The 25852-nt window shown below is 42.0% G+C and carries 26 protein-coding genes; 24 read left to right on the top strand and 2 right to left on the bottom strand.

All coding sequences use genetic code 11. The features are described from left to right. Positions 1-120: 120 nt before the first annotated feature. The 13 genes from FU659_RS23875 (at position 121) to FU659_RS23815 (ending at position 13200) form a co-directional block, all read left to right on the top strand. Positions 121-1911, top strand: coding sequence for a sensor histidine kinase (locus tag FU659_RS23875; RefSeq protein WP_147949849.1), 1791 nt, complete (start codon positions 121-123; stop codon positions 1909-1911). 27 nt (positions 1912-1938) lie between these two features. Continuing rightward, positions 1939-3018, top strand: coding sequence for a response regulator (locus tag FU659_RS23870; protein WP_261808010.1), 1080 nt, complete (start codon positions 1939-1941; stop codon positions 3016-3018). Positions 3019-3150: 132 nt separating this feature from the next. Then, positions 3151-4491 carry a glycoside hydrolase gene (locus FU659_RS23865; protein ID WP_147949847.1) on the top strand — a complete coding sequence of 447 codons (1341 nt, stop codon included), beginning with the start codon at positions 3151-3153 and terminating at the stop codon, positions 4489-4491. A gap of 410 nt (positions 4492-4901) precedes the next feature. Continuing rightward, complete coding sequence (locus tag FU659_RS23860; protein WP_147949846.1) at positions 4902-5093, top strand: helix-turn-helix domain-containing protein; 192 nt, start codon at positions 4902-4904, stop codon at positions 5091-5093. A 209-nt stretch (positions 5094-5302) separates the two neighbouring features. After that, positions 5303-6499: a helix-turn-helix domain-containing protein gene (locus FU659_RS23855; protein WP_147949845.1), complete on the top strand. Its 1197-nt coding sequence runs from the start codon at positions 5303-5305 to the stop codon at positions 6497-6499. Next, positions 6391-6906 carry an ABC transporter substrate-binding protein gene (locus tag FU659_RS23850; RefSeq protein ID WP_147949844.1) on the top strand — a complete coding sequence of 172 codons (516 nt, stop codon included), beginning with the start codon at positions 6391-6393 and terminating at the stop codon, positions 6904-6906. Before FU659_RS23855 ends, FU659_RS23850 begins: the two co-directional genes overlap by 109 nt. Before the next feature lie 149 nt (positions 6907-7055). Further along, positions 7056-8051, top strand: a complete 996-nt coding sequence (locus tag FU659_RS23845) for an ABC transporter substrate-binding protein (RefSeq protein ID WP_147949843.1) — start codon at positions 7056-7058, stop codon at positions 8049-8051. A gap of 23 nt (positions 8052-8074) precedes the next feature. Beyond that, on the top strand, positions 8075-9094 hold the full coding sequence (locus FU659_RS23840; RefSeq protein ID WP_147949842.1) for a FecCD family ABC transporter permease: 1020 nt from the start codon (positions 8075-8077) through the stop codon (positions 9092-9094). After that, a complete protein-coding gene (locus FU659_RS23835) occupies positions 9095-10081 on the top strand; it encodes a FecCD family ABC transporter permease (protein WP_147949841.1) in 987 nt (328 codons plus the stop codon). A 253-nt stretch (positions 10082-10334) separates the two neighbouring features. Beyond that, on the top strand, positions 10335-11174 hold the full coding sequence (locus tag FU659_RS23830; RefSeq protein ID WP_147949840.1) for a hypothetical protein: 840 nt from the start codon (positions 10335-10337) through the stop codon (positions 11172-11174). Between the two features lie 342 nt (positions 11175-11516). Continuing rightward, on the top strand, positions 11517-12080 hold the full coding sequence (locus tag FU659_RS23825) for an LOG family protein (protein WP_147949839.1): 564 nt from the start codon (positions 11517-11519) through the stop codon (positions 12078-12080). A 58-nt stretch (positions 12081-12138) separates the two neighbouring features. Beyond that, the gene (locus tag FU659_RS23820) at positions 12139-12693 is read left to right on the top strand and encodes a hypothetical protein (RefSeq protein ID WP_147949838.1); all 555 of its coding nucleotides are present in this window, start codon (positions 12139-12141) and stop codon (positions 12691-12693) included. Between the two features lie 48 nt (positions 12694-12741). After that, positions 12742-13200 carry a RidA family protein gene (locus FU659_RS23815; RefSeq protein WP_147949837.1) on the top strand — a complete coding sequence of 153 codons (459 nt, stop codon included), beginning with the start codon at positions 12742-12744 and terminating at the stop codon, positions 13198-13200. 461 nt (positions 13201-13661) lie between these two features. On the opposite strand, the gene FU659_RS38965 is transcribed toward FU659_RS23815, so the two are convergent. Continuing rightward, positions 13662-13892, bottom strand: a complete 231-nt coding sequence (locus FU659_RS38965; RefSeq protein WP_397356404.1) for a response regulator — start codon at positions 13890-13892, stop codon at positions 13662-13664. Positions 13893-14232: 340 nt separating this feature from the next. Here FU659_RS38965 and FU659_RS23805 point away from each other — a divergent pair, with 340 nt between their 5' ends. The 8 genes from FU659_RS23805 to FU659_RS23770 all read left to right on the top strand — a co-directional run bounded on the left by FU659_RS23805 (position 14233) and on the right by FU659_RS23770 (position 23119). Next, the gene (locus tag FU659_RS23805; protein ID WP_147949836.1) at positions 14233-14907 is read left to right on the top strand and encodes a response regulator transcription factor; all 675 of its coding nucleotides are present in this window, start codon (positions 14233-14235) and stop codon (positions 14905-14907) included. Beyond that, positions 14904-16271 carry a sensor histidine kinase gene (locus FU659_RS23800; protein WP_147949835.1) on the top strand — a complete coding sequence of 456 codons (1368 nt, stop codon included), beginning with the start codon at positions 14904-14906 and terminating at the stop codon, positions 16269-16271. Before FU659_RS23805 ends, FU659_RS23800 begins: the two co-directional genes overlap by 4 nt. Before the next feature lie 181 nt (positions 16272-16452). Beyond that, complete coding sequence (locus FU659_RS23795) at positions 16453-17424, top strand: alpha/beta fold hydrolase (protein WP_397356391.1); 972 nt, start codon at positions 16453-16455, stop codon at positions 17422-17424. 1169 nt (positions 17425-18593) lie between these two features. Continuing rightward, positions 18594-19118 (top strand): GNAT family N-acetyltransferase, encoded by a 525-nt coding sequence (locus FU659_RS23790; RefSeq protein ID WP_147949833.1) that lies wholly within the window; start codon positions 18594-18596, stop codon positions 19116-19118. A 182-nt stretch (positions 19119-19300) separates the two neighbouring features. Then, positions 19301-19900: a hypothetical protein gene (locus FU659_RS23785; protein WP_147949832.1), complete on the top strand. Its 600-nt coding sequence runs from the start codon at positions 19301-19303 to the stop codon at positions 19898-19900. 403 nt (positions 19901-20303) lie between these two features. Further along, positions 20304-21635 carry a UDP-N-acetylmuramoyl-L-alanine--D-glutamate ligase gene (gene murD, locus FU659_RS23780; protein ID WP_147949831.1) on the top strand — a complete coding sequence of 444 codons (1332 nt, stop codon included), beginning with the start codon at positions 20304-20306 and terminating at the stop codon, positions 21633-21635. 630 nt (positions 21636-22265) lie between these two features. Then, positions 22266-22718 carry a YoqH family protein gene (locus FU659_RS23775; protein WP_147949830.1) on the top strand — a complete coding sequence of 151 codons (453 nt, stop codon included), beginning with the start codon at positions 22266-22268 and terminating at the stop codon, positions 22716-22718. Between the two features lie 104 nt (positions 22719-22822). Next, on the top strand, positions 22823-23119 hold the full coding sequence (locus tag FU659_RS23770; RefSeq protein ID WP_147949829.1) for an immunity 53 family protein: 297 nt from the start codon (positions 22823-22825) through the stop codon (positions 23117-23119). Between the two features lie 103 nt (positions 23120-23222). Here the strand turns inward: FU659_RS23770 and FU659_RS23765 are convergent, their stop codons facing one another. Further along, the gene (locus tag FU659_RS23765) at positions 23223-23633 is read right to left on the bottom strand and encodes a hypothetical protein (RefSeq protein ID WP_147949828.1); all 411 of its coding nucleotides are present in this window, start codon (positions 23631-23633) and stop codon (positions 23223-23225) included. A gap of 368 nt (positions 23634-24001) precedes the next feature. On the opposite strand from FU659_RS23765, the gene FU659_RS23760 reads away from it, so the two are divergent. From FU659_RS23760 to FU659_RS23750, 3 genes are all read left to right on the top strand, one after another. After that, entirely contained in the window at positions 24002-24406 is a 405-nt protein-coding gene (locus tag FU659_RS23760) for a GNAT family N-acetyltransferase (RefSeq protein WP_147949827.1), read from the top strand. A gap of 35 nt (positions 24407-24441) precedes the next feature. Further along, on the top strand, positions 24442-24687 hold the full coding sequence (locus tag FU659_RS38960) for a hypothetical protein (protein ID WP_187274352.1): 246 nt from the start codon (positions 24442-24444) through the stop codon (positions 24685-24687). Positions 24688-25304: 617 nt separating this feature from the next. Continuing rightward, positions 25305-25658 carry a DUF2019 domain-containing protein gene (locus FU659_RS23750; protein ID WP_187274351.1) on the top strand — a complete coding sequence of 118 codons (354 nt, stop codon included), beginning with the start codon at positions 25305-25307 and terminating at the stop codon, positions 25656-25658. Positions 25659-25852 lie beyond the last annotated feature (194 nt).

The following is a 25852-nucleotide window of genomic DNA, read 5'->3' as shown; positions in this document are numbered from 1 at the left end:
TGAATCCAACCTTTACCTCATTGCTTCCTGTTACGAATCAGCCTATTATTTAAATATTATACTTAAAAAGTTTAACGCCATATACTTGCTGGCACCGTTATTTACGGGAGGAAAATCACTTTGTTTACCTATCTGGTTAAGCATGTAAAACGTTCGCTGAAATGGAAGCTCATCTCTATTATCGCTACGATATTGATTTTTACGGTATCTACGATTGGCATATCGAGCTACATCCAAACCAAAAGCTCTGTGCGCAAAGATATTGACCATCTCAGTATGCAAGTGTTGAAGCAAGCTAATATGAACTTAAATCGTTACTATTCGGAATACGAATTGGCTTTTCTTATGCTAAGCAACAGCCTAGAAGTCCGCGATTGGATGCGGATTTCATCACCAATTGTATCCTCTGAACAGATTCGGAATTACGAGAGAATCAAGGAAAATTACTTAAATCGCTTATTTTTACAATATCCAGAGGTTTTATCGGTTTCTTTGTACAATACAACCGGGTTCGAGCAGCATTTCGTCAATACGTTCGCCCTTCCTTTGAATTACACGATCCGAAATGAGCCCTATTTCTCTAAAAGTGGAAACTTCGAGAAGGTGAAATTTATAACCGGCATTTCTGAAAACTATGTAGACGCTACCAATCAAAAGATGAAGATACCTGTCTTGACGCTCTTCAAGCAGCTCTATAACGGATATCTCAAAATCGATATTTCACTGACAGCCTCTCAAAAGGTTATGGATCAAATTAATATCACCGATTCTGGCGTTGCTGTCGTTATGGATGATTATGGTACCATTATCCACCATTCTCACGCTGCAGAGGTTATGGGACATCTGGATGATCGCATCGTGCAAACGGTTAAAGGGCAGCAGGAAGGCTCCATTTTCGATAAGTCGGGGAAAGAACTGATTATTTTCCAAACGATCCAGATGACTGGCTGGAAGATTGTCGCGATCCTTCCCTATCAGGAAATCGCCAAAAGTATTAATTATACACGAAACGTAACCATCGTTATTGCGATCTCCGCTTTGATTATTTCAGTTCTGCTCACCTATTTTGCAGCGTCCTCGATAACAAGACGTATTCTAGGCCTCCGTAAAATGATGAAAGCCATGCAGATGACGAGTAGTTTCCACTCTCGAGCGGACGTCGAAGGTAGTGATGAGGTAGCTGATTTAAGCAAATCTTTTAATAATTTGCTCGGTCATCTGGAGCAATCCATTCACGATCACGCTGAGACGCGTGTTCTGCAGCATCGAGCGGTTGTTTCTGCCTTGCAGTCTCAGATTAATTCACACTTTTTGTACAATACATTGGAAACGATTAACTCAATGGCGGTTATTGCAAAACAATCCCATATCGGGTCCGTCGCCGTAACCCTTTCCAATATGCTGAGGTACACCTCGGATTACAAAAATGTTCAGGTCACCCTCAAGGAAGAAATTAGGCATCTGGAAAATTATTTAAGCATTATGAAAGTCCGATTTAAAGATGAAGTCACGTATGACATCGAGATTCCTGAGGAGCTCATGCAGTCGGCATGTACCAAAGCGCTTTTGCAGCCCTTGGTGGAGAACAGCATCAAACACGCAAGGGAAACGACAGGGGAGCCCGTACATATTCGGATCTTTGGCGAATCGCTAGATGGAGACAAACTAAAGTTGACGGTTGCGGATAATGGACCTGGCTTCACAGCGGACACCTTGGCCAGATTGACAAGGGAACAGGCGGACTCGCATGCCCATTCGTATCATTTTAAACAAGTCGGACTGTCGAATCTGATCTATCGCTTGCATATGTTTTATTTGGCTGAGGCTGATATTATCTTCACGAATGATCTTGTTACGGGCGGAGCCGTTGTTGAAGTGTTCTTGCCCTTACAAGGGAAGCTGGAGAAATAGAAAGGAGATGACGTAAGGTTGAATAGAATGATCATCGTAGATGATGAAGATTTAATCCGGGAGAGTCTGGCTATCCAAGTTTCAGAGATGGAAGGGATCACCGTATCGGCCGGTCTTCCCAATGGCAGTAAGGCGCTGGATTGGTTGAAGGATCATTTTGCTGACATTTGCATGACGGATGTGCGGATGCCCCTTGTTGACGGCCTTCAGTTAATAGAGGAGATCAATCGTCAGTATCCTTGGATGACTTGCATCGTAATTTCAAGCTATGATGATTTTCATTATGCGAAAAAGAGTATTGCGCTAGGCGCCGTCGAGTATGTCCTTAAGCCATTGGACAGCACTCTTCTCTATGAGGCTGTGCAAAAGGCTTGCACACGCATTCAGAGCACTCGCCGCAATGAAGCCAACCAGCTATTACTGTATAAGCTGCCAGTGTACAAGCCGATGCTGGACCGCTGGTTGGAGATGGTTTTGTCTGTGTATTTGCATGGGCAGCCGCTGCTTATTGTAGATACCTTGGCTATGTTGGAAACGTGGGTTAATGGTCGCTATGAGATATTGAACGAGCTCTCCATGGCTTGGACAGCGCTTGTCATCGAAGAATTGAAAAAGCAAGATATCCACGTCAACTATGAGGAGGGCGAGGATTTCGAGCTAGGTGAACAAAGTCTGCAGCACTCGGAAGTGCGGCAGTATTTCCGTTTATGTGCGGTAAGAAGACTGGAGCAAGCAGCGAATATCTTGATGGACAGGGCGCGGAAGGCGAAAAACTTGCAAAAGGAAAGCGCCGTTGATCAAGTCAAACGGTATATCGAGGCGCATTACGCTGAGAGCTGGGGACTTCAGGAACTGGCGGATCACGTAGCGATGAGTCGTTCGCATTTAGCAAAGCTTTTTAAAGAGCAGGCGGGTATGACGATCTGGACGTATTGTGTCAATGTCAGAATGAGAAAAGCTCGTGATTTGCTGCTCACCTCCTCCTTGAAGAGCTACGAAATTGCCCTGCAGGTGGGCTACGAAAACAGCATTCACTTCTCACGTATTTTCAAACAGTATCATGGATTAAATCCGATGGAATATAAGGATCGGTTTGGAGGTGATTAAGGCATGTTCATTGCATGTTCATTGCATTTGTGCAGTAAAAAACCTTATTACCTCAGTGTTTTGTAAGCGATTGCAGATTATGGTAGAGGGAGGTTGATGATCAACCAATTTGATAAAAGAGGTGCATGTAGAATGATTTCAAAACGAAAGAAGGTTTATTGTGTAATGGGGTTGGCCGTTTCCATGTTGGTGAGCATAGCTCCCACAGCTTTGGCGGCAAGTACAGTGACGCTTTACAAAGACACGACGTACCAAACGATTTGGGGGTTCGGTGCGGCAGCCAATCACCCTGTAAACGAATTGAAAACGAATTATAATACGACCGTGCAAGGAGAAATTCTGGATAAACTATTCCGTGCAGATGCATCAAATGCCGGATTGTCGATCGTCAGAATGGAGATTAATCCGTATACCGCTGCGCAGGATGCTGTGCAAACGACGTTTATGCCTTCTTCAGGTGTTCTGGATTGGAATACAGACCTCCATCAAAGATGGTTTGCTCAGGAGGCAAAGAATCGCGGGATGAATCAATTCTACGCGCTCCCTTGGAGTCCGCCCGGCTGGATGAAAGCGAATGGTTCGCCGAATAACGGGGGTCATCTGAGTACTTCGCAATACGACAATTTTGCCAACTATATGAAGACCTATGTGGATCACTATCGCAATGTGTTCGGATTCAATATCAAATGGGTCAGTGTGCAGAATGAACCAGATTTATCGACGCCGTATGCTTCAGCACAATATACGAATAGTGAACTCGATCAAGTATCGGCGAAGGTAGCAGACGCTATTCACAGCTTAAATCAGGGAGTGTTGGTCGGTGCTCCAGAGGGATCTAATCGAACAGCCTCTAACACCTATATGACAAGCTTCAGTAAAACTACAAGAGATAAATTAGATTTCGTCTCTGTGCATGATTACAGCGCGTATGCGGATGTGAATCATTTTGGGAAACCGCTGATCGCTACGGAGGTTAGTGATTTCCAGAACGCAAACGATCCTTCCATCACGGATGGATTGAAATGGGCGAATATGATTGCCGCCGATTTGAAGCGCGGCGAACGGGGCTGGCTCTACTGGTGGGCAGTGAATCCTGTGTCAAACACGACGGGTGAGGGGCTCATCAATTTAGGAGCGAATAATACCTACACGGTGAATAAAAGGCTCTACGTCTTGGGTCAATTCAGCCGGTATTTACGGCCGGATGATACCCGTATTCTCGCTTCCTCGAATGATACGAACCTCGTTTCCATCGCAGGGAAAAATAGCACTGGCAGGGCATCTGTCATCATGATTAACAATAGTTCCTCTGCGATCACGACAACGATCAACGGCCTTACATTGGCAAATGTATCAGCCAGACGAACGAGCGCCACAGAGGAGCTGACCAAGTTAACGGATATCGCTGTAACTAGCGGTGCGATTACCGCTACACTGCCTGGCAAATCCGTCACGAGCTATGTGGAGTATTAAGCGATCAGCGATATTCTTCTGAATCTGATTCAGAAGAATATGTTGGATATGGAAACAGGGATGCGCGGCTATAAATTGTAATCATGAGTATAGTGAAGTCACCAAGACAAAAGGCAACCGCCAAACAGCTTCAGACAAGTTAAATATGGAAAAACATCCCTGCAATTAAAAATAATCATGTCTATACGGTAAGCAACATATGGGGACTAGGGGACGCCACGTCTATGAAAGGGCAGTTGGATGAAGTGAGGAAGAAGTTCATCAAATAAAGCTGAGTGACAATAGGGGGAAGAAGTCCTGCAAAGAAAGTTGCAGGTCTTCTTTTTTTAGTATACGATGAGATTAGTGATAACCATTCTCATTAAAGGCGGTGCCATCCATATGCCTATTCCCCATAAGAATATTTTGGATTGAATAGCGAAGGGATCCTGCTGCTATCGAAAGATCGTCGGGTAGATGTAGCTGCGCAATTAGGTTATCCTGACGAATACTATTTCAACAGACGCTTTAAGCAAACCGTCGGTGTAACCCCGAGACAATATGTCAGGAACCGAAAGAAACCTTTAATGAATTACAGGCAAGTCCGACATGGAAGTCACTAACCGCCGTGCAAGCAAATCAAGTGTATTACCCTGACCACCATTGGACGCTCGAAGGCACGATTGCGCTAGAGTGGCAGCTGAACGGAATCGGCAAACTTTTGCAAGGTTGAAAATTACTAAACAGCCGCTTCTTGGTTTATACCAGAGAGTGGCTATTCTTTCTCCCCCTATGGAAGCTCTGGGGATGTAAGGAGGATTGGGAAATAACGATGTTAAAACAGTTAAATGAGATGATCTTTCATGTTTCCGAAGTCGAGTACATCGTCAGTTCAGATCAATGGCGACTGGACTCTCATTTTGTACCGACCTATCAGATTGTATTCGTTAGTAAGGGCAAAGGCAGCATTGAAATTAATGGAGAAATGCATGTAGCCGGGGCTGGAAAAACGTTCTTTCTCCAAAAAGGGAAAAAAGTTCGGATCACATCCAATTCGCTAGAAACTATGGAGGTTTATAAAATTTCCTATTCATATAGCAGCCGCTATCAAATCAATGGGAAATGGCAATTATACAAAGAAGAAGGGATTCAATTTCCGATTGAAGGAGAGGTGTATGTCGGAAATCAATCGCAAGCGCTGCGTTTATTTGAACAATTGTATGAAAGTATCCGTGAACAGGACGAGCTGCGGCAATATCGGCAAACAAGCCTATTTATGGAATTCATCTATATGGTCATGAAAGAGACTCAGGAGCAGACGCATGATGCCGAAAGAGGCATGGAGCGGACATTCGACTATTTGAAACTTCATTATATGAAAATGATTTCGCTGGAGCTTTTGTCTCATATGGCAGGCTTTAGCCCGAGTTACTACTCTCGTTTGTTTAAGAGAATCAAAGGAGTAAGTCCGACAACCTATATTACAAAGCTGCGGATTGACCGAGCCAAAGAATTGTTGGTGCTGTCCCATAGTTCATTTCAGGATATTGCGCAGTCGGTCGGATATAACGAGGAATCGTATTTTAGCCGAATGTTTAAAAAGGAAACGGGGCATTCGCCCGCTAATTACTTGAAATTACATCGGAAAAAGATCGCCATCATGCGGCATACGTTTAACGGTGATTTGCTGGCTTTGGGGGTGACACCTCATGTATCTGTACGCCTAGCCGATTGGAAAAACTTTCACTTCAAGGATCAACTGAAGGATTCACGCCTCATAATGACGTATGATCCACACGGTTTGGATGAATTAATTCGATTTCAGCCTGACATCATTGTCAGCGACCGGGAGTGGGGGGAGCAAAATAAAGATCTTTCGTTGATTGCTCCAACGGTTGTTATTTCGTATTGGGAGTTGGAATGGCGGCAGCGATTTTGCAGATTGCGAACATTATCGGCAAACAGAAGGAAGCGCAAGCTTGGCTGTCCCGATACGATAAAAAAGCGATGCAGGCCAGAGCAAGCATAGGCACACTAATTGGTGATAAAACTTTGCTTATCTTAAGAATTGTAGGCGGTAAGCTAAGAGTATATGGAACAGATCGCAATATAGGCTGCGTGTTATATCAAGATCTTCAAATCAACCTACCAGAGGAAGTAAAAGGAATTAAGTGGAGAAAGAACATAGAAATGGAGGAGTTAGCGAAGTACGAGGCTGATTTTATTTTGATCATGTGTTCATCCCAAAAAAACGATCAGCAGCTTTGGCAGCATCTACAAACAAGTCCGGTGTGGCAGAATTGTCTGGCTGTGCGAAATCACCAATGGTACCCCATTGACGTATTTCCGTGGATTGATTATTCCGCATTAAGTCACGAGCTGATGATTGATCATGTCGTGAACTTGTTTGTTCCCTCAACAAAAGCACCAATGTAACAAGAAACTTCAAAAAACGGAACAAAATTCTTCATGGTTTATTTGAAAGCTACCGTATATAATCCTGTTAGGTAAGTAAATGAGAATGATACTCAGTCTTATTTGCAAACAGCCTAAGAATACAGAAGCTTTTAGGAGGAGTCTAAACCATGTTACGTGCTAAAACATCCATCATATCTGTGGTGATGATCTTAAGTCTTTTATTACTGGCCGGTTGCGGTGGTAATAGCAAGGAAAGTACAGGCAGTTCAAATAAATCCAGCGGGACCGCAGCGACGCCTGCGGCTATAAACGCGGGGACTGCTTCCAAGGAGAAAGTGATCAAGCATGCTTGGGGTGAAACTACGATTAAAGGTACACCAACTAAGATCGTTGCACTCGACTATGCATTTATCGATATGTTAAGTGTTCTTGACATCAAACCAATTGCCTCTGTGGGAATTGGAGAGTCTGGCTTTCCTGAGTACCTCGTTGATAAAGTAGATGCTAAAAGTATTACGAATGTAGGGCAAGCCAAGCAGCCGAACCTGGAAGTGCTGAAATCCGTGAAGCCCGATCTCATCATTGCCAATCCGGATCGACATGAATTGATTAAGAAGCAGCTCTCGGATATCGCGCCTACCCTTGCGTTCGATGACGATAACTATGAGATGGTACTCGCTAATTTGGGTCTTCTTGCTGATGTTGTAGGGAAAAAGGAACAAGGCGATAAGGTAAAGCAAACGATAGAGGACAAAATCAAGCAAAGCAAGGATAAAATAAAGACAGCTCCGAGTACGTTAGTTGTTGGTGCATTCGAAGACGATTCGACAGTATGGCTTAAAAACTCATTTGTTGGTTCCTTGCTAAGTGGAATTGGTACCAATTATTTGTATGACGGTAAAAAAGATCATACAGCTGCTGAAAGCAAGACGGATATCGCTAAGCTTAGCTTGGAGCGGTTGGGCGAGTATAATCCGGACTATCTGTTTGTTTACGGTGATCCGGGAAAATGGGCGGCCAATCCGATCTATAAAAATTTGAAGTCGGTTAAAGCAAACAAAGCGATTACGGTCAGTCGGGATCTCTGGTCCAAAGGACGCGGGCCACGTGCCGCAGAACTGATTATTGATCAGGCTTTGAAAACAGTGGCAGGCGAGAAATAATCATATACCCGGGAGGTGGAGCAGTGAATCAACTGCATTCGGGCATGCGGGGGCAGACAAAGTCTGCTCCCTATCTGTTCGTAGGATTGTTTATGCTCGTCGTTGTTTTAGCGGTTGTTGGTACGTTCGCGGGTGTGAAAGGACTAGACAGGAGCCATCTCATGGACTTGTTGAATCAGGATGAGGCTAATTTATTAGCCTACAAGGTCTGGAGCGTCAGACTCCCGCGGGTTGTGTTGGCTATTATCCTTGGTGCCGGTTTAGCCGTTGCTGGTTGCTTACTACAAGGGATAACGAGGAACCCTCTATCTGATCCGGAGATCATTGGGATAAACCAAGGGGCTTGTTTTTTTGTTGTTTTGTCATTGATTGTGTTCGGACTGAAGGATGTATCGGTCACGATTCTAATAGCTGGGTTTGTAGGTGCCGCTGTAGGGGGAAGTCTTGTCTTTGTTTTATCTCAGAGTGGAGGTTATACCGGGACGCGTCTATTGCTGGCGGGTGTCTCTATAGCTTTGTTCATGGGTTCTCTAACAACAGGATTCTTGATCCTTCATGAAGATAACTTATCGGAAATTCTCTATTGGATGGCCGGCAAGCTGTCAGGAGCCAATTGGACGGATGTGAAGCTAAGTCTACTTTGTGTCGTTCCTGGCACGTTGATTGGATTATTATTTGCCGGATCGTTCAATATATTTTCGTTAGGTGAAGAGGTGGCTAGGGGACTCGGTCAAAATGTGGCTAGGCTCCGTAAAATCGCATTTGGCATTCTGATTGTTATTATCGGAGGAGCGGTAGCACTTGCTGGACCCATCGGATTCGTGGGATTAATGGTTCCTCATATGGTAAGGTCGTTAGTTGGAACTGACTATCGCATCGTGTTTCCTTTGTCCGCACTAGCTGGAGCTGATCTCCTCCTTGCTGCTGACATTAGCGGACAATGGGTTTTGTATCCTACGGATACACCTGTTGGTATCATCACAGCTCTTCTGGGAACCCCATTCTTTCTTTATTTGATGCGGCGGAAAATGGGGGGGAGCTAAATGAACACAAATAAACGGAGATATAAGATGACTCTGCTTGTAGGAAGCATGCTCTTGCTGATCTGCACGGTACTCAGCTTGCGTCTTGGAGCGGTTAATATTCCCTTTGTTCAGCTGATAGAAGAAATAACTCATCACGAAGGAATCATCTTTGATTATCGTCTGCCGCGGTTACTGATTGCTATATGTATTGGCATTAATATGTCGATAGCCGGGGCCATGCTGCAGGGCGTTACAAGAAATCCGCTGGCCGCGCCAGATGTTATTGGGATCACGGCAGGAGGGGGATTGGCCACGGTTATCCTCATTCTAGCTGTTCCTCGATATTCACAAGGGATGCTTCCATTCTTTGCGTTTGGTGGGTCCATATGCGCCGGACTGCTTGTTTTTTTATTAGCCTATAAAAAGGGTATCCGACCTGATCGTCTTGCACTCTGTGGCGTGGCTGTAAGCAGCGGCTTGCACGCCCTGATTACGTTATTTATTGTGAAATTCGCGCCTTCTGCCGCGCAAGCACTCGTTTGGCTCAAAGGCAGCTTATACGCCCGTACTTGGGAGCATGTCGAGCTGCTGTGGCCTTGGACAGTTGTAGGCACCCTATTAGCGCTATTGAGTTACCGCCAGCTAAATGTTCTTCTTTTAAGTGAAGAGACGGTACTTGGCTTGGGATCAAAAATTAATCAAATGAGGCTGCTGATGATTGTCATATCGGTTGCGTTAGCTGGTAGTGCAGTGGCGGCAGCGGGTACAATTGGTTTCATCGGTTTGGTGATTCCGCATCTTGCACGTTTGTTAGTAGGCTCTGATTTTCGACTGACCTTGCCCGTTTCAGCTTTACTTGGAGCTGTTTTAGTTATTCTTGCCGATACAGTTGGACGCATTGTGATGCCGCCGATAGAAATCCCCGTAGGCATTATTACCTCGTTAATAGGTGCGCCATATTTTGTCTTTTTGCTGCTCAAAGGCAGAATAACGGGCAAGTCTTAGGAACAGCAGGTGGTCATTATATGCAAAATGAGATAAAGGAGGACTAATGCCAGAATAAAAGTCCACCGAGAAATACTTCATAAAAATTATGGATCCAATGGCAACCCCCATATCCTTACATATGATCTATATTTTTTGGTAATAGTACCAAATGATGTTATACATATAAAACACGTAGTTATATAATTCTTTTGTTCAATAAATCAAGGGTTGCTTGTCGTGAGCAGCGAAATGAATGGAAGGTTAAACTAGGATGCAGCATACACTACTCTCAGAGCTAACGCAGCTTGTCGCCGCACTCAAACAAAAAGAAATAGAAACCGTTTATACGATTCCAGATGAGATCTTGGGTGCTGTTAAAAAGGCGAAAAACCTGGAAAGGTTCCTACATGAAATATTTCATGCGGTTAACGGCAGCGGCGGGGTTAACATCATCAGCATCATTCGCAGAGAATTTGGTATGCGATCGGAACTCGCTAATCATATTGATCAATGGGCGCCGTATAGTAGAGATCAACTCGAGGATGAGCTTCACGATGCGATAGACCGGGCTGAGATTCGTCCAGGGAAGCAAAGCTTGTTTTTTGAAGGTCATGCCGACAAAATAGAAGTGGCAGAAGCTCTTTCCTTGCTCAAAGGCATCGCTCATGCGGCAGTCAGGTGCCAGTTCAACCCGAAACGTGCTGGAAAGGAAGCATATATGGAGATACTGGATTATCTCATCCGGTTTTACGAGCTTCCTCATACGCATTCTGCAGGCAATATGATCAGCTATAGAAACCTGATCTCTTCAGATCGACTATACTTGATGTCGGGAAATAATGAGCTCATCACAACCGCATTAAAAGCTTATGTAAAAGAGTGGTATCAGCTTTCATCCTTTACGTTCCTGGAAGACAGGGAATGGTATTATACGTACGAAAACGTTCGAGAATATACGTATATTTTATCCGGAGAGCAGCTTGAGCGCTTGCAAAATGATTTTATCCAGTATATTCGTGATGAATTCATATTGTTAGAAGCCAAACCGGAACTTCACAAGGCAGAGCATTTGAAAACTATGCTGGAAACGGTAGTGAGCTGGATGGTTTAAATGCCCTGATTGATGTGGCTGTAGATTTAAGATGGCTTAAGATTGACCGGGGGAAGTTCGGTCATGCGCTTCGTCAATCTCGGTTATAGCGGAGGAGTCTGCATCGCGGCTCCTCTTTTTGCTCGTTCAATTGGAACATAGGTATATGAAGATATTTGTAGTTGTACATGAAGGGCAGCTTGTTTTGCTTAACGGAAACGATAATTTGATGAATAAGGATCAGTTAGCCGCGGCATCTGATCCTTATTTATTTTAATGCATAGACCAAGCCGTCCTTGAACAAAGAGATGTTGTAAGATAGTCTATTAATAGACAAAGATAGAGAGGAAAGTGGACGAAGATATGAAAACAATTGCTGTATACTGCGGATCCGGTTCTGGAAATGACCCTATCTATATGAATGAAGCAAGGAAATTAGGGAAAGCGTTAGTCGCGCATGGATTGGATCTTGTATACGGTGGAGCAACAGTGGGCTGTATGGGTGCGATTGCCGATGCGGTCATTGAGTCTGGCGGCAAGGTCATTGGAGTGATACCGAAAAAGCTGGCAAATGTAGAAATAGCTCACGATCATCTAACCGAACTTCATATCGTCGATACGATGCATGAAAGAAAGGCTCTAATGGCAGAGCGTGCTGATGCTTTTATTGCTCTTCCTGGTGGGACAGGAACTTTAGAAGAATGGTTTGAAGTCTTAACATGGGCTCAACTTGGATATCACAATAAACCATGTGCCTTGCTAAATATCAATAAATACTACACACCGATGTTATCGCTTTTTGATCATATGATCGAACAAGGATTTGTAAAAGAGGCGTATAAAAAGTTGATTGTAATAGACGATGATTCAACGAACTTAATCGAACAGCTAAAGAACTATAAAGCGGAATATATTCATAAATGGTGAGCTAGGCAGCAGTTTCAGCAGTTGTATAAAACAGTATTTTTCACGAGGGGAAATATGAATGGAGACAATATTGTATTCTTTCATGCAAGAGTTAATGGAGAAATATAAAGAGTTGGAAATACCCAATAAGTTTTCGCTGCAGGAAGCGGATAACATTCTAAAGAAAAAGTATTTAGCTACTGAACTTGATAAAAAGGAATTTGAGGATTTAAAAGGTGACATACATGTCCATTACGAAAAAATAAGTAAGTGTTATACAATTCAAAATGAAGAAGTCCTCAATAGTTTATATAGTGCCACCGAAAAGATATCCCGTTTTATCATGATGGAACATCTTAAAAAACAAGCTTTTAATAATGATGATATGGATATTAAAAAATTAGAAATGTGGCGGGAAGTTAATCAGGGAAGCAGGATAAACGTCATTCTTGAAAGCGAAAATCAATATATAAGTGGCTTTACGATTCAAGGAGGAAGCGACAAATTAGTTAATGAGCTTGTTGTATTTAAAGGGATTGATTCGGAAAAATGTGTATTAGAAAATCAAGAATTTCTATACTATCTTCAAGCCTTGTTAAAGGCAGGATACTTGACTAATTCCGAATTGGGATAGTATGATTTTTCCAATTTATAACTTTTGCTATTTACAGGGGGAGTCGTCATGTCTGAAGAAACAGTAACCAACAGATTAGAAGCGTTAGGAATTGTTCTGCCGAATGCAAGTGAACCAATGGCTAAATACGCAAACTTTGTTAAAGTGAACGGGCTATTGTTTGTTTCAGGGAAAGGACCATCTGGAAATCCAAAAGGAAAGCTAGGTAAAGATTATACAACCGAAGAGGGTTATCAATTTGCTCGGCAGGCTGGGATTGAAGTTCTGGCTGTGTTGAAATCAGCTTTAGGTTCACTGGAGAACGTAAAACGAGTGGTTAAGATTCAGGGATTCGTCAATGCAGACCCTAGTTTTGAAGAACATCATAAAGTGTTAAATGGATGTTCTGACCTAATGCTAGAAGTTTTCGGGGAAAGAGGCATTCATGCACGTTCAGTATTTGGGGCTGTTTCAGTAAGAGACAATCTTCCCATCATAGTTGATTCGATTTTTGAGGTTGAGGAGTAGGAAGAATGTTTTCTGTGGTTTAGATTATGAAGATTGCAGTAGCAACCCGATTAATCTTCTGTAAGAGATAGGATATGAAAAAAGCCAGTTCAGCCTAAATTGGGCATGACTGGCTTTCTTTGCGTCGAGACTTTTCTTATTTCTTTTTCACGTACATAATATTGTTTAAAAGTTTCGCAGCGTTATCCATTTTCACCGATGTCACGTCTTTATAATGTTCCATCAATAGGATTTGATAGCCGCCACTTTTTTTTCGTGATACCCTAACGGTTCCGTATTGTCTACGACTACGGGTTCCGATGGAAGTGATTTATGGGTATTCTGGAGCAACTCTCGATCTAATTCCTCCTTTATTCGGGTGAAAACTTCTACTAATTCCTCATATTTGGTGGGTTTTACGATATAGCTTTTAACTCCGTAGTCCAGTGCTTTTTGAGCGTATTCGAATTCCTTGTGGCCGGTTAAAAAACCATTTTCGCCTTGTTTTTTCGATGATACAGCTCTTGCGCCAGCTCAATACCTGACATGACGGGCATCTTGATATCACACAGAACCACATCGATAGGTTGCTTTACTATATATTCCAATGCTTGTTTCCCATGTTTGGCTTCCGCTACAACCTCGAAACCGATCTCCTTCCAGGGGAAGAAGTTGCACAAACCGTTTCTTATTTTAGTTTCATCATCAACAATTATTAATTAATACTGTGACTTGAACTATTTCTTTACCAAAGTTTGAGTCATTTTTTGCCTAAAATCAGTCGATTTTAGGCTATTTTCATTCAAACTAGTTCATATTTGAAGCATTTCTTTGCCGCCAGTACTAGTTGTAGAAAATTCGTCTTCGCTAAACTAACGGGCAGTTTAGTGATATTGCTTGAGTGCAATAAGTATGCACTTTTAGTACAGGTACTTACAAAAAGGTAAGTGCCAATGTGAAGGTGATGATAGGAAGAATAGGGGTAAATCAAATCCATTTATAGTATAATGATTACTTCAATATGGGATGGAATACAGCGAAAAGAGGGAACAGATGCCTACGATACTAGTTGCTGACGACGATGCGAACATTCGCGAACTCGTCTGTTTATTTCTACGCAATGACGGATTCGCAACAGCCGAAGCCGCGGACGGCAAAGAAGCGCTGGCCGTCTACGCCTCAACGCATGTCGATCTTGTCGTGCTCGATATTATGATGCCGATCATGGATGGTTGGACGTTATGTAAGGAACTCCGGAGAGCGAATCCTGATCTTCCGTTACTTATGCTGACTGCGAGAGGCGAGACATGGGAGAAAGTGAAAGGGTTCGATCTTGGGACGGATGATTATTTGACGAAGCCATTCGACCCGTTGGAGCTTACGGTTCGTGTTCGGGCATTGCTGAAACGATACAAGATTGGCTCCACGCAGACGATCCAGTTCGGCAACGTCACGCTTGATCGACAGACGTATAAGGTGATGAGAGGGACGGAGTCGATCACGCTGCCGCTCAAGGAGTTCGAGTTACTGTATAAGCTGGCTGGTACACCCGGACAAGTCTATACGCGCGAGCAGTTGATCGATCAAATTTGGGGTATTGACTACGCCGGGGATGATCGAACCGTGGATGTACATATTAAACGCCTGCGTGAACGGTTCGCAACTACAGCCGATTTTCGGATTGAAACGGTGCGTGGGCTTGGGTACCGGCTTGAGGTTTACGAATGATTAAATCCTTATATATTCGAGTTGTCCTGACATTTCTAGTCTCCGTCATCGCGGGCACGGTCATTGCTTTTTATGTGTCTACTTGGATATTCGAAGAAAAATTGAACGTGAACGCGCAAATTAACTTACGTAACTTTGGTCAAGACGTCGTCCGGATTTACAAGACGCTTCCGTTACGCGAAGCGGACGCGTTCGTAAGTGAAATGAAGCAGCTCGATTCCTATTATATTCGCATTTACGAGGCAACGGGTCAGTTCCAATCTTACGGTAAACTTAACGGACACAAACCTGTTATGGTGACGATGGAGCAGCTAAAGAAAGTCATTGATGGAGGCGTTGTTCAAGAAACGCCGAACGGTATTGCTACAGTCCTCTTAGGGTTGCCGTTGAAAACGGAAATGGGAACGAAAGCGATGTTTTTGGAAACGCTCGCCCCTCCTTCTGCCTCTTTTGTCGCCAAGTGGGGATTGATCTTTGCAATCTGTTCGTTGATTGCAGGAAGCTTATTGATTCTCGTTGCCTCTGTATTCCTGGTCAGACCAATCAAAAAGCTGACAAAAGCGACCAAGCGTATTGCAGCTGGAGATTTCAACGTCAAGCTGAATATCAAGCAAACGAGTGAGTTGGGTACGTTGGCTCGCAGCTTCGAAGAAATGATGCACGATCTGCAGCAACTTGAGCAGATGCGCAGGGACTTCGTATCGAACGTGTCGCACGAAGTACAATCACCGCTCACCTCGATATCCGGTTATGCTCAAGCACTTAAGCAAGTAAACCTCGCAGATCACGAACGAAGCCGTTATCTGGATATTATCATTGCGGAAGCGAAGCGGATGTCCAAAATGAGTGATAGCCTGCTCAAGCTGAGTTTGCTTGAATCGCAGTCACAGCAACTCCGTCTAGCCACACTCAGCCTTGATGAACAGATCCGACGGGTCATCGTGGCGCTCCAGCCGCAATGGTCTGCCCGCAACATTCATTTTGAGCTTGATTTACAGACCGTTAAAGTAACGGCTGATCATGACCAGTTAAATCAGGTATGGACGAACATCCTCGCCAATAGCATCAAATTTTCCAAGGATGGCGGCGTGATTAACGTCAGTATCCTCCAAGATATCAAAAACGTGACCGTCCGAATATCCGACTCGGGCATCGGTATTCCCCTCGAAGATCAGAAACGTATATTCGAGCGTTTTTTCAAGGCCGATCGTTCCCACAGTCGCAAATATGAGGGGAGTGGTATGGGCCTTGCCATTGTTAAACAAATCGTATCGCTGCATCAAGGTGACATCCGAGTGGAAAGTGAACCTGGTCAAGGAACGACCTTCATTGTCACCTTGCCAATCACTACGCCAACAGATTAAATTGATTGCTACGGCTTCATGCGCAAGCTTCCTTGCGTGTGAAGCCTATTTTTTTTTTGCCAGTTCATATTCCGTTCATATTGTCGTCATAGGGAGTACATCTTCGTCGTATAAGCTTCTCTTAACGGCTCCTTATTCAAGGGCAGCCCAATAAAGAGATGAGGGACAGGAGAAGATGAACATGAAACCAAAAGAAGAGGTAATGAAAAATAGAATGCGTAAGCCGCTGCGCATTTTACTCAAAACCTTAGGAGCTATAGCCATAGCCATCGTGCTGTTTCTAGCTATTGTATTTATCGTGAATGTGTTCGCCACGAAATCGGAGCAAGGAAAAATAGAGCCCTACGGTCAGCACGTATCTGTAGACGGGAAAAATATGAATGTGTTAATTCAAGGCGAAGGCGAGGAAACGATCGTGCTCCTGCCTGGTTTTGGAACGGCTACGCCAGCGCTTGATTTTAAGCTGCTTATCGATCAATTATCTCCAATCTACAAAGTTGTAGCGGTTGAGCCTTTCGGTTATGGATTAAGTGATGGAACTGAAAAAGAACGAACCACGGAAAATATCGTAGGTGAAGTTCATGAAGCGCTGCAGCAGCTTAATATTAACCGATACATGCTCATGGGCCACTCCATTGCAGGCATTTACGGAATTGATTATGTGAGCAAATATCCAAACGAGGTGACTGCATTTGTCGGAATCGACAGCAGTGTTCCAACACAACCAGGTATGGATGTCAAATTACCAATCAAAAAGTTAGAATTTCTCAAAAAATCGGGTCTCTTAAGAATGATGATGAAACTAGGTGCTGACCCCTATGCTTCATTAGCATTTGACGATAAAACCGTAGAGCAAATGAAAATGATTTCGTATAAAAACATGAATAATGACACGACCTTGAATGAGATGGGCCATATTTCTTCTAATTTTAAAGGGGCTCACGATTTAACATTCCCTAAAGACCTTCCACTTCTTCTCTTTGTACAAGCGAATAATGAAGGGGTAACAGGATGGATACCTTTGCATGAAGGGCAGATCAAAGACTCGGTACATGGAAAAGTAATCACCCTGGATGGATCACATTATTTACACCATACCAAATTCAAAGAAATCGCTGAAAACGTTAGATTATTTATGAACGAAGCAAAGTAAGTGTACGGAGTAAGCTTCATCCACGATTTTGCAGACGGTAATAAGTGATGTGAAAAGCCGTCCTTTGGGACGGGTTTTCACAGTTTGTCCAATTCGGCCGGTGTCCTGACGCATACTTTATTTCCCAGGTTTCAACCGCTCACGCTTGAATTAGGAAATTCGGGACACTATAGCCTAATAACCACCAGGACGAGGCTGCCGGCAAAGTCGGCAGCCTTTTACTCACCTAACGGGCAGATTAATGGAGAAACTTCCATTAATTTGTATTAAGGGAATGCAACGTTTTTATACACGATACGTCTATATTGTAATACCTACCAAGAAGGGAGATACCCCAATTGTCTAAGAAATATTTCATTGTATTTGCGATATTGATGTTTGCTGTTCTATTGTTCTTTCTCGGGAACACCATAATAAATTCAAGGTTCTACTTACCTGATTTACCAGTCGAGGGCATAACGAAGAAGGAAGCGTACGAGAAGATATCAAATAGACATAATGATATCAGGTATCTTACTAATAATGACAATTTCAATTGGTATATTTATCAAGGAAGTCAAGAAACTTTTGGGAATGAACTCAAAAAACAGTTCAATACATTAGGTGGATTTACTTTTTAGAGCAAATCGGCTCTGGATATGTATTTGAATCAAAGGGAACAGGAGATAAGCTCATTATTGAATCACAAATGTGGACTGCTAATTACATTATTTTTAAGTTGCCTGTTGAAGTGAGGTTAGAGCATGTAGTATTAAAATGATATGATAGTTAAAAAACTCCATCTGTCTTTCATAATTGAACTAACGGCGAACTATAGTTGAATGAAGTATAGCATGACTAGAACTTTATTCTCACGTTTTGGACTGTCATTTTGTCGTTCAAGGCATTCAGTCTAAACATACTTTTCAAACGTAGAAGATAATAAATACATAAACCCTTTAAATACAGGATGATTCTACAACTTTATTTTCTACAAACGGAAATCCTCATCTATTTAATGGTGTTTTCAATAATTTCCTTAACGAAAAGCAATTCCCTTCCTTGTGATGTTTACATCGTAATGTCGTAGGTGATACTTCCAGGTTTGCCCATCTGCACCTTTATGATAGGATTACATTATCTAACTTAAAGTTACAATGTGGATTTTTTGAGCACAAGGGAGTGGTAGAATGTTTCCTGTATTAGAAACAGAAAGACTTATACTAAGTGAAATAACAGAAGAGGATGCAGAAGGTATTTTTGTTTGTCTTTCGAACAATGATGTAACACGTTATTATGGTCAAGAAAATTTAGAAAGCTTAGAACAAGCAATAAAAATTGTTGATTTGTTCGCAAATAACTATATGGAAAAAAGAGGTATTAGGTGGGGAATTGAGAGAAAAGGTACCAACGGAATAATTGGAACAATTGGATTTAATGCTTGGGCACCTAAACATAAACGGGCAGAAATAGGTTATGAAATCATTCCAGAGCATTGGCGAAAAGGATATGCATCGGAGGTAGTGTCAAAAATTGTATCCTACGGTTTTGAAGTCCTTGATTTAACTCGTATAGGTGCTATCGTTTTTACTGAGAATGAAGCATCTAATCAATTATTAACAAAAATGGGCTTTCAAAAAGAAGGGGTTTTAAAAGATTATATGTATCAGTATGGTGTGCCATATGATACAAATGTTTATTCAATCCTAAAATGAAATTAGAAAAACCTAGAAGACTAACGAAGACCGAGGGAGTTGAATAACCAGGGAGCAGATCGCCGCGGCAGCTGCTCTTTTTGTCATTAAGCTATTGGGCAGGATAACGCAATTGAGCAAATCTTCCAGTTAGCAAGCGAGTAAAAAGGCGAAAACATAACTTTATAGTGGGAGTGTGAAATATGAAAAAAATATTATTGGTTTGTATTATGATAATGTTGATGCTAGCATCGGCTTGTGGAAATGTTGAAATGACATCAAATCCAAATACTTCTAGTGAGCCTAAACCTGAAACGGATGAGTCTATTATTCCAAAAAACACATCCGAATATTGTACTGTAGAACGTATAAATTTGGATAGTGAAACTGAAAAATATTTCTATGGAACTTGGAAAGTTGAGAAGCTTTTAGGATTTGCAAACTCATATAATGATGCTTCTGAATATCCAACAGGGCAAAAATTTATTGGAGATGAAATTATAATCAAAAAAGACTTTTTTTCATCAAAAGGACTAAAAAACTATAAGAAATATCAATATGAACTAAAAAATCCATTATATGAGATTACAGCGACATGCTATAACTCTGACTCTTTTTATAGATCATATAAAATAGATATCCCAGACTTAAATATAAATGATGTAGTAAAAGCAATAGATATAAGTGACCCTTCTACAAAACTTAGAATACCTGTAGGTTTAAGTTTTTTTGTTGTTAATAACGATAGGCTTATCTTGTTATCTGAGGCAACTATTTTTGAGCTTAAAAAAATTACTGATTAAATGAATTAAGGTTATGTAATAAGTTCTGTGCTAATAGAATAGAAAATATCCAGGAAGGTAAGGATATCCTATAAGCGATTCTGAAAATGCCTGTGAATATAATTTTTTAAACAATTAAACTATAGTGTATATACTGGATATTTGTGAGTATACATACTGCCTTTACAGTGAGTAAAATCTTGAAATTCATGGTGGTCCATCTATCCGAACTAATAGAAAACTATTTATTAATGCATTGAAAAAAGAAATTATCAACGAGACAATACACTGGGAAGATTTTTGGGAACGATAGCATCATGACGGCAGGCTGACGGAATTATCGTCAGCCTGTTGAAGTAACGGGCAGGATAGTTCCAATATGTGGTATATTTTATTGAATAACATTTTCTAAGCGGAGGTGCTTATGAATCCTGCTTTTGACACCTACATCCAATCGCTGGCCGGTCGGGACGTGACCGTCATCGGCGCTGGCGTCAGCAATTCACCACTGATCCGCATGATGTGCTCTGCCGAGGCGCACGTCACCGTGTGCGACCGCAATCCGGCCTTGCCGCGGGAGGAGTGGGACAATCTAGGCGTCGGGTTGTGCCTGGGGGAGAATTATCTGGATCGCATTGGGGGGGACGTAGTGTTCCGCACTCCGGGTATGCGCCCAGACCATCCGTCGTTGGACTCGGCCCGTGCTGACGGCAGCCGAGTGACCAGTGAGATGGAGGAGTTCTTTGCGCTGTGTCCTTGTCCTATTTTCGGCGTGACCGGTTCGGACGGTAAGACCACCACCACGTCCTTGATTGCAGACATGTTGGCTGACGGGGGGCATACGGTTCATCTGGGCGGCAACATTGGCACGCCACTTCTGACGCGCGTGGGCGAGATGTCGCCGCTGGATGCATGCGCGGTTGAGTTGTCAAGCTTCCAGCTGATGGACATGACGCGCTCTCCCCATGTGGCGGTGATTACCAACCTCTCGCCCAATCACCTCGACTGGCACCGTGACATAGATGAATATGCCGCCGCTAAGCGCCGCCTGCTAGATTTTCAAAGTGCTAACGACTTTGCCGTCCTTAACGGCGACAATCCGGCGACCGCTGAACTGCGCGGGCGGGGACGGACCAAGTATTTCGGCGTGCACACTGTCCACGATGGCATAATTGACGGTCTATTACCCATCAGTGATATTCGTTTGCCGGGTTGGTATAACGTGGAGAACGTTATGGCTGCCATGACCGCCGTGCGGGGGACCGTGTCTGATGAAGCAATCCTAGAGACGGTGCGCAACTTCGTCGGCGTGGAGCACCGAAACCAGTGGGTAGCTACTGTGGGCGGCGTGCATTATTACAACAATTCAATCGGCTCCAGCCCCGCCCGTACCGTCGCTACGCTGCATGCGCATGTGGGCCGAGTGCTGCTGATCGCCGGTGGGCGAGATAAGAAAGTACCGTTTGACGAGATGGCTAGACTGCTGCCTGAACATGTCAAGGTGCTGCTGTTGATCGGAGAAGCGGCCAGTCAAATCGAGGCAGAGGCGCGCAGAGTGCCGAGTTGCCCGCCTATTGTCCGCTGCGAAGGCCTGGCCGAAGCAGTGGCGCAGGCGCACAAGCTGTCCGTACCGGGCGACACTGTGCTGCTGAGTCCTGCATGCACTGCTTTTGACCAATATCGTAACTTTGAAGAGCGCGGGCGTCACTTTGTAGACCTGGTCGGGTCGCTGCACCGGTCGGTCGGAGGGAAATGATTGACTACTTGACGGCAGCTGGCAATGAACGGCTGCTTTTTCGTTGAACTAAAGGGCAGGATAATAACAATCAATTATAGAAAATAGTGGACATTAGATGGATTACTGTGACCGATGGAATCAATGAACGATTATTAAACATTTGCTGAGATTTGGTTAGGTCGGATTTGAGAATTTTTTTATGTGAGGCAAGAAAACTATGTTTCCAAGAGAGATTAAACATTATAACTTCCTGAAGAGGTACTTTAATTTTAAAACAATTGTTAGCGAAATGTTATTTTTTGCTTTTGTATTTTGTTGTTATTATTTCTTTTTCAAAAAAGGAATTATTGAATCACTCATTATGTCTGTATTGATTTGCATTGTACTGATTATGTCTAACTACTTTAGTTTCAAGAAACATATGATGAAGTATCTTAAAAGATTTAAAGACAAGGATACGAAAAATTCGGGTAAGTGATGAGAAATAACATTGTTAAATCTAATTGAGCTAACGGCGAACGATAGCTTCATAAAGACACCCCCTGAGCAGGCGTCGCGGCGACCTGCTTTTTCTTTGTGTTAATGAGGAATTTAATACTATACAGTGAAGATGGAATAATAACCACAACAAATTGTGGAGGGGTCAAAGTGAAGCAAAATATTGTGGTTTTATTAGTTTTGGGAAGTGTCCTGCTTAGTCCTGAGATTGGAAAAGCTAATGTATCAATGCCTTGTAGCTCAGTCCTAGAACCCGTAATTACAGGCTATGCAAATACAAAAGGAGTCGCTCTGGTCTATAAAGTGAAATTAACACCAAGCTTTCCACGCACCAGTATAAGCATTCATGCTACCCATCTTCCTGCACCCTCCTCTTTTGGAGAATATGATGGTTTTGAGGGCTTTGCATTTATTCAAAATGAGATTAGTTGGAGATTCAAACTACATCCAACACCGGAAGAAGGTGGTCCGACTTGGGCAGGCAGATTTGACGATATAACAGCAGATTTAGCAAATAGTAAGTTAGAAGTGTGTCTTTCCGACTCAAAAACTGGAAAGCTGGGACCTGTGGTCTTAGCGAGTAGTATCAATACCTGTAAATAAAATAATTTATTGTGCTAACGAAGAACGTTAGTTCTAAAAAGCAGCAGATCCGCTGTGACGAATGCTCTATGGTTCCACATTAGCAATAGTAAGGGAGAGATAAAATGGCAAATAATTTACTGTGGTTACAGCAGTGGTTCTTTGATCAATGTGATGGTGACTGGGAGCATATGCAGCAAATAAAAATTGGTACATTGGATAATCCTGGTTGGACCATTAGAATTGATTTACTTGAGACGAGTCTCGAAAACGAAATTTTTAATCGCATACGAATAGAACGTACAGAAACTGACTGGTTAATATGTAGAGTTGAAGACCACACTTTTATGGGAAGTGGAGGAGTGTTCAATCTAGATGAAATAATTGATATTTTTAAAAATTGGGCAGTTTCAGTGAAGTGATTTTCTTTTCACACACTTACGCCTAACAAGCGTAGTGATTAAGCTAACGAGGATACGATAGCTGATGAGGAAGCTGCATCAACCGTCATTTGGCAAAAAAGCATTAAGGAGATATTTTTGAGCATTGGAACCCCTTAGGTACTGCGTCATTTTTAATACTAACAAGAGCATATGTTATGGCTGTTTTCTCGTTACTTAATTTGAGATGGACTAGCTTATCGCCTGCAGTATCTTTCTTTCGAAGTTCGACGGTTATCTCAAACGCTTTCCCCCCTTCTAAATACTCAGTCCCTGATGGAAGATAGATCATTCTTATTTCACTAATATGCTCACAGTCATACTGAATAAGATTTTCTTGAAAATGCTCTTTCAAGCTTGATTGAATTTGTGAATGGAGTTGCATTATTAATGCTTCTTCCAGGAGTTTTTCTCGTGGGGATGCTACTGCGTAGCCTTCAGTAGGAATTAGCAAAGAAACGAAAAGACTTAGTAAAGTAAAATGTTTATTGATCATTTATTGTCCTCCAGCTTTTTTTGTATTGTTTGCAATAGCTGAAATTCCATTTATTGGGACATTAATATTGTCACAAAATCGGAAATTTAATTTAGCGTATTACACTAACGGAGAACGTTCAATACGAACTCCGCGGCAGTCGGCCAGAATGATCGGCTGCTTTTTCGTTGAACTAAAGGGCAGTTTAATGCTATAAGCTCTAGGGATTAGTATGATTAAATAAAAGTATTCTCATGAATCTCTAATGTAAATAAATACAAATTCTACTTCAGTTAATCCATTTTCTAAACATATTTTTATTGGTATATTGAGATAGATAAAGTGATTATTAACTTTGAGAAAGCCAAAATTGAAAGGAAGGTATAGGGGTGAATATTTATTACTCTACAAGCAAAGAGGATCTCAGTAAGGATGCACTCCAAGAGTTATTTCTTTCGGTAGAATGGGAGTCTGGAAAGTTTCCAAACGAGCTTTTACAAGCAATCAGGGGGTCTCATTCAATTGTTACAGCATGGGAAGAAGGAAAGCTTGTCGGTTTAATAAATGCTTTGTCAGATGGTGTTTTAACGGTATATTTTCATTATATTCTTATTAATCCGAGTTATCAGAATAAAGGTATAGGTAAAGAAATAATGAACATAATGCTTGATAGATATAAAGGGTGTAAAACAAAAGTATTAATTTCTTATCCTCATGCGGTGGATTTCTATAATAAACTTGGCTTTAATACAGAGGATGGAGCTACACCTATGTTTATTTCAGAGCTGGTATGATTTAACTAACGGCGAACTATAGCTCAATATACATCATGAGAAGGCTGCCGACAGCATTTGAACGGCAGCCTTCTCAGCAGTTTAACGTGGTTTTGACAATAAGAAATACCAGGTATGGTATACTAGGAGAAGGAAAAATAAGGAAATATGGTGACAAGATGCAGAAGGAAGTCATTTCAAACTATGAAGATTTGTTAGTAATGTTAGACAATTTGTTAAGAGACCCGAAAGAATTCTGGGAAAATTTTTATGTTGATAGAGAAAAGGAAATCCCTTTTTAAACGATAACTAAATAAACACCCCAGGACAAGGCTGCCAGCACGAACGGCAGTCTCGTTAAGCGATTGGGTAGGATTACGCACAACACAAATTTGCATCGCAACAAATACAAGCTACAAAGCGTCTTATTATTAAAGGATTTCGGTTGCAAAGGATGGTGGCTAATGACCTTAATATACATTTTATTCATATGTGTTGTAATTGCTGTAGTTTTATCATTGATGATTAATACTCTTTTGAAGCGAAGGTCGCTTAGTGAGGTGCTAATGGTATCTTTCTTATTTGTACTCACTGGTGGATTTTTGTTAATTGACCAGCACATTAGCGATAACGGAATCTACTTGTCAATTAATTATGGACTTTTATTTACTGGGTTTTTCACAGGAATACTTAGCTTTATCTTTAAAAAAGACTGATACCAAGAAAATAGATAGACATTAAACTAACGGTGAACGATAGTGAAGGAGCTCTCCTCGTGGGAGCTCTTTTTTTGTTCAATCAAGTAACGGGCAGGTTAGTTCTAATAAAGAAAGGGAAAAAGCTACAACTTGAAGAATAAAAAAAGGACTGTGTAGACTACAATTGGAAGATCGCTCAGCATATGATAGGAGTTGTCGACTTGTTCAAAAAAATAGATTTGGACACTCGCTTTATTAAAGCTTGCGTTAATCATGGAGACGGGACTGAAAGTGGAAATTTCAAAAAGGCAAATAAAGCAGCAAATCAAATCTATGATGTTGTAACTGAACTGAAAAACCAGAACAATCTTCAATATCTTGTTCAATTTCTACAACACGAAAATGACTCCGTCAAACTTTGGAGTGCTGGTTATTTATTAAATTTACAGCCAGAAATAGCTTTAAGTGCTTTACAGACCATTATGGGAAGACCAAAATCCTTGGTTTCATTTTCTGCAGAAGTAACTTTTTCTGAATGGCAAAAAGGAACTCTTAAAATGTATTTTAAAGACTGACAAAAGTCATTATAGCACTACACTTTATTAAACTGATATGAACGAGGCGGTCAATACCTCTTCTAATAATTAAATGTTTTTTTATTTTTGTCAGGAAAAAATCCATTTTTAACCATTAATGGAGACAATGGTTGTTACCTTGAAATCTTGGCACGAAGGCAAAGACGTTGACGGTGGTTAACAGTCTGATATGC

It is taken from the genome of Paenibacillus sp. N3.4, assembly GCF_008017805.1.
Taxonomy (GTDB): Bacteria; Bacillota; Bacilli; order Paenibacillales; family NBRC-103111; genus Paenibacillus_E.
Note: the sequence above shows the minus strand (reverse complement) of the source record. Positions and strands in the feature narration are given on the sequence as shown.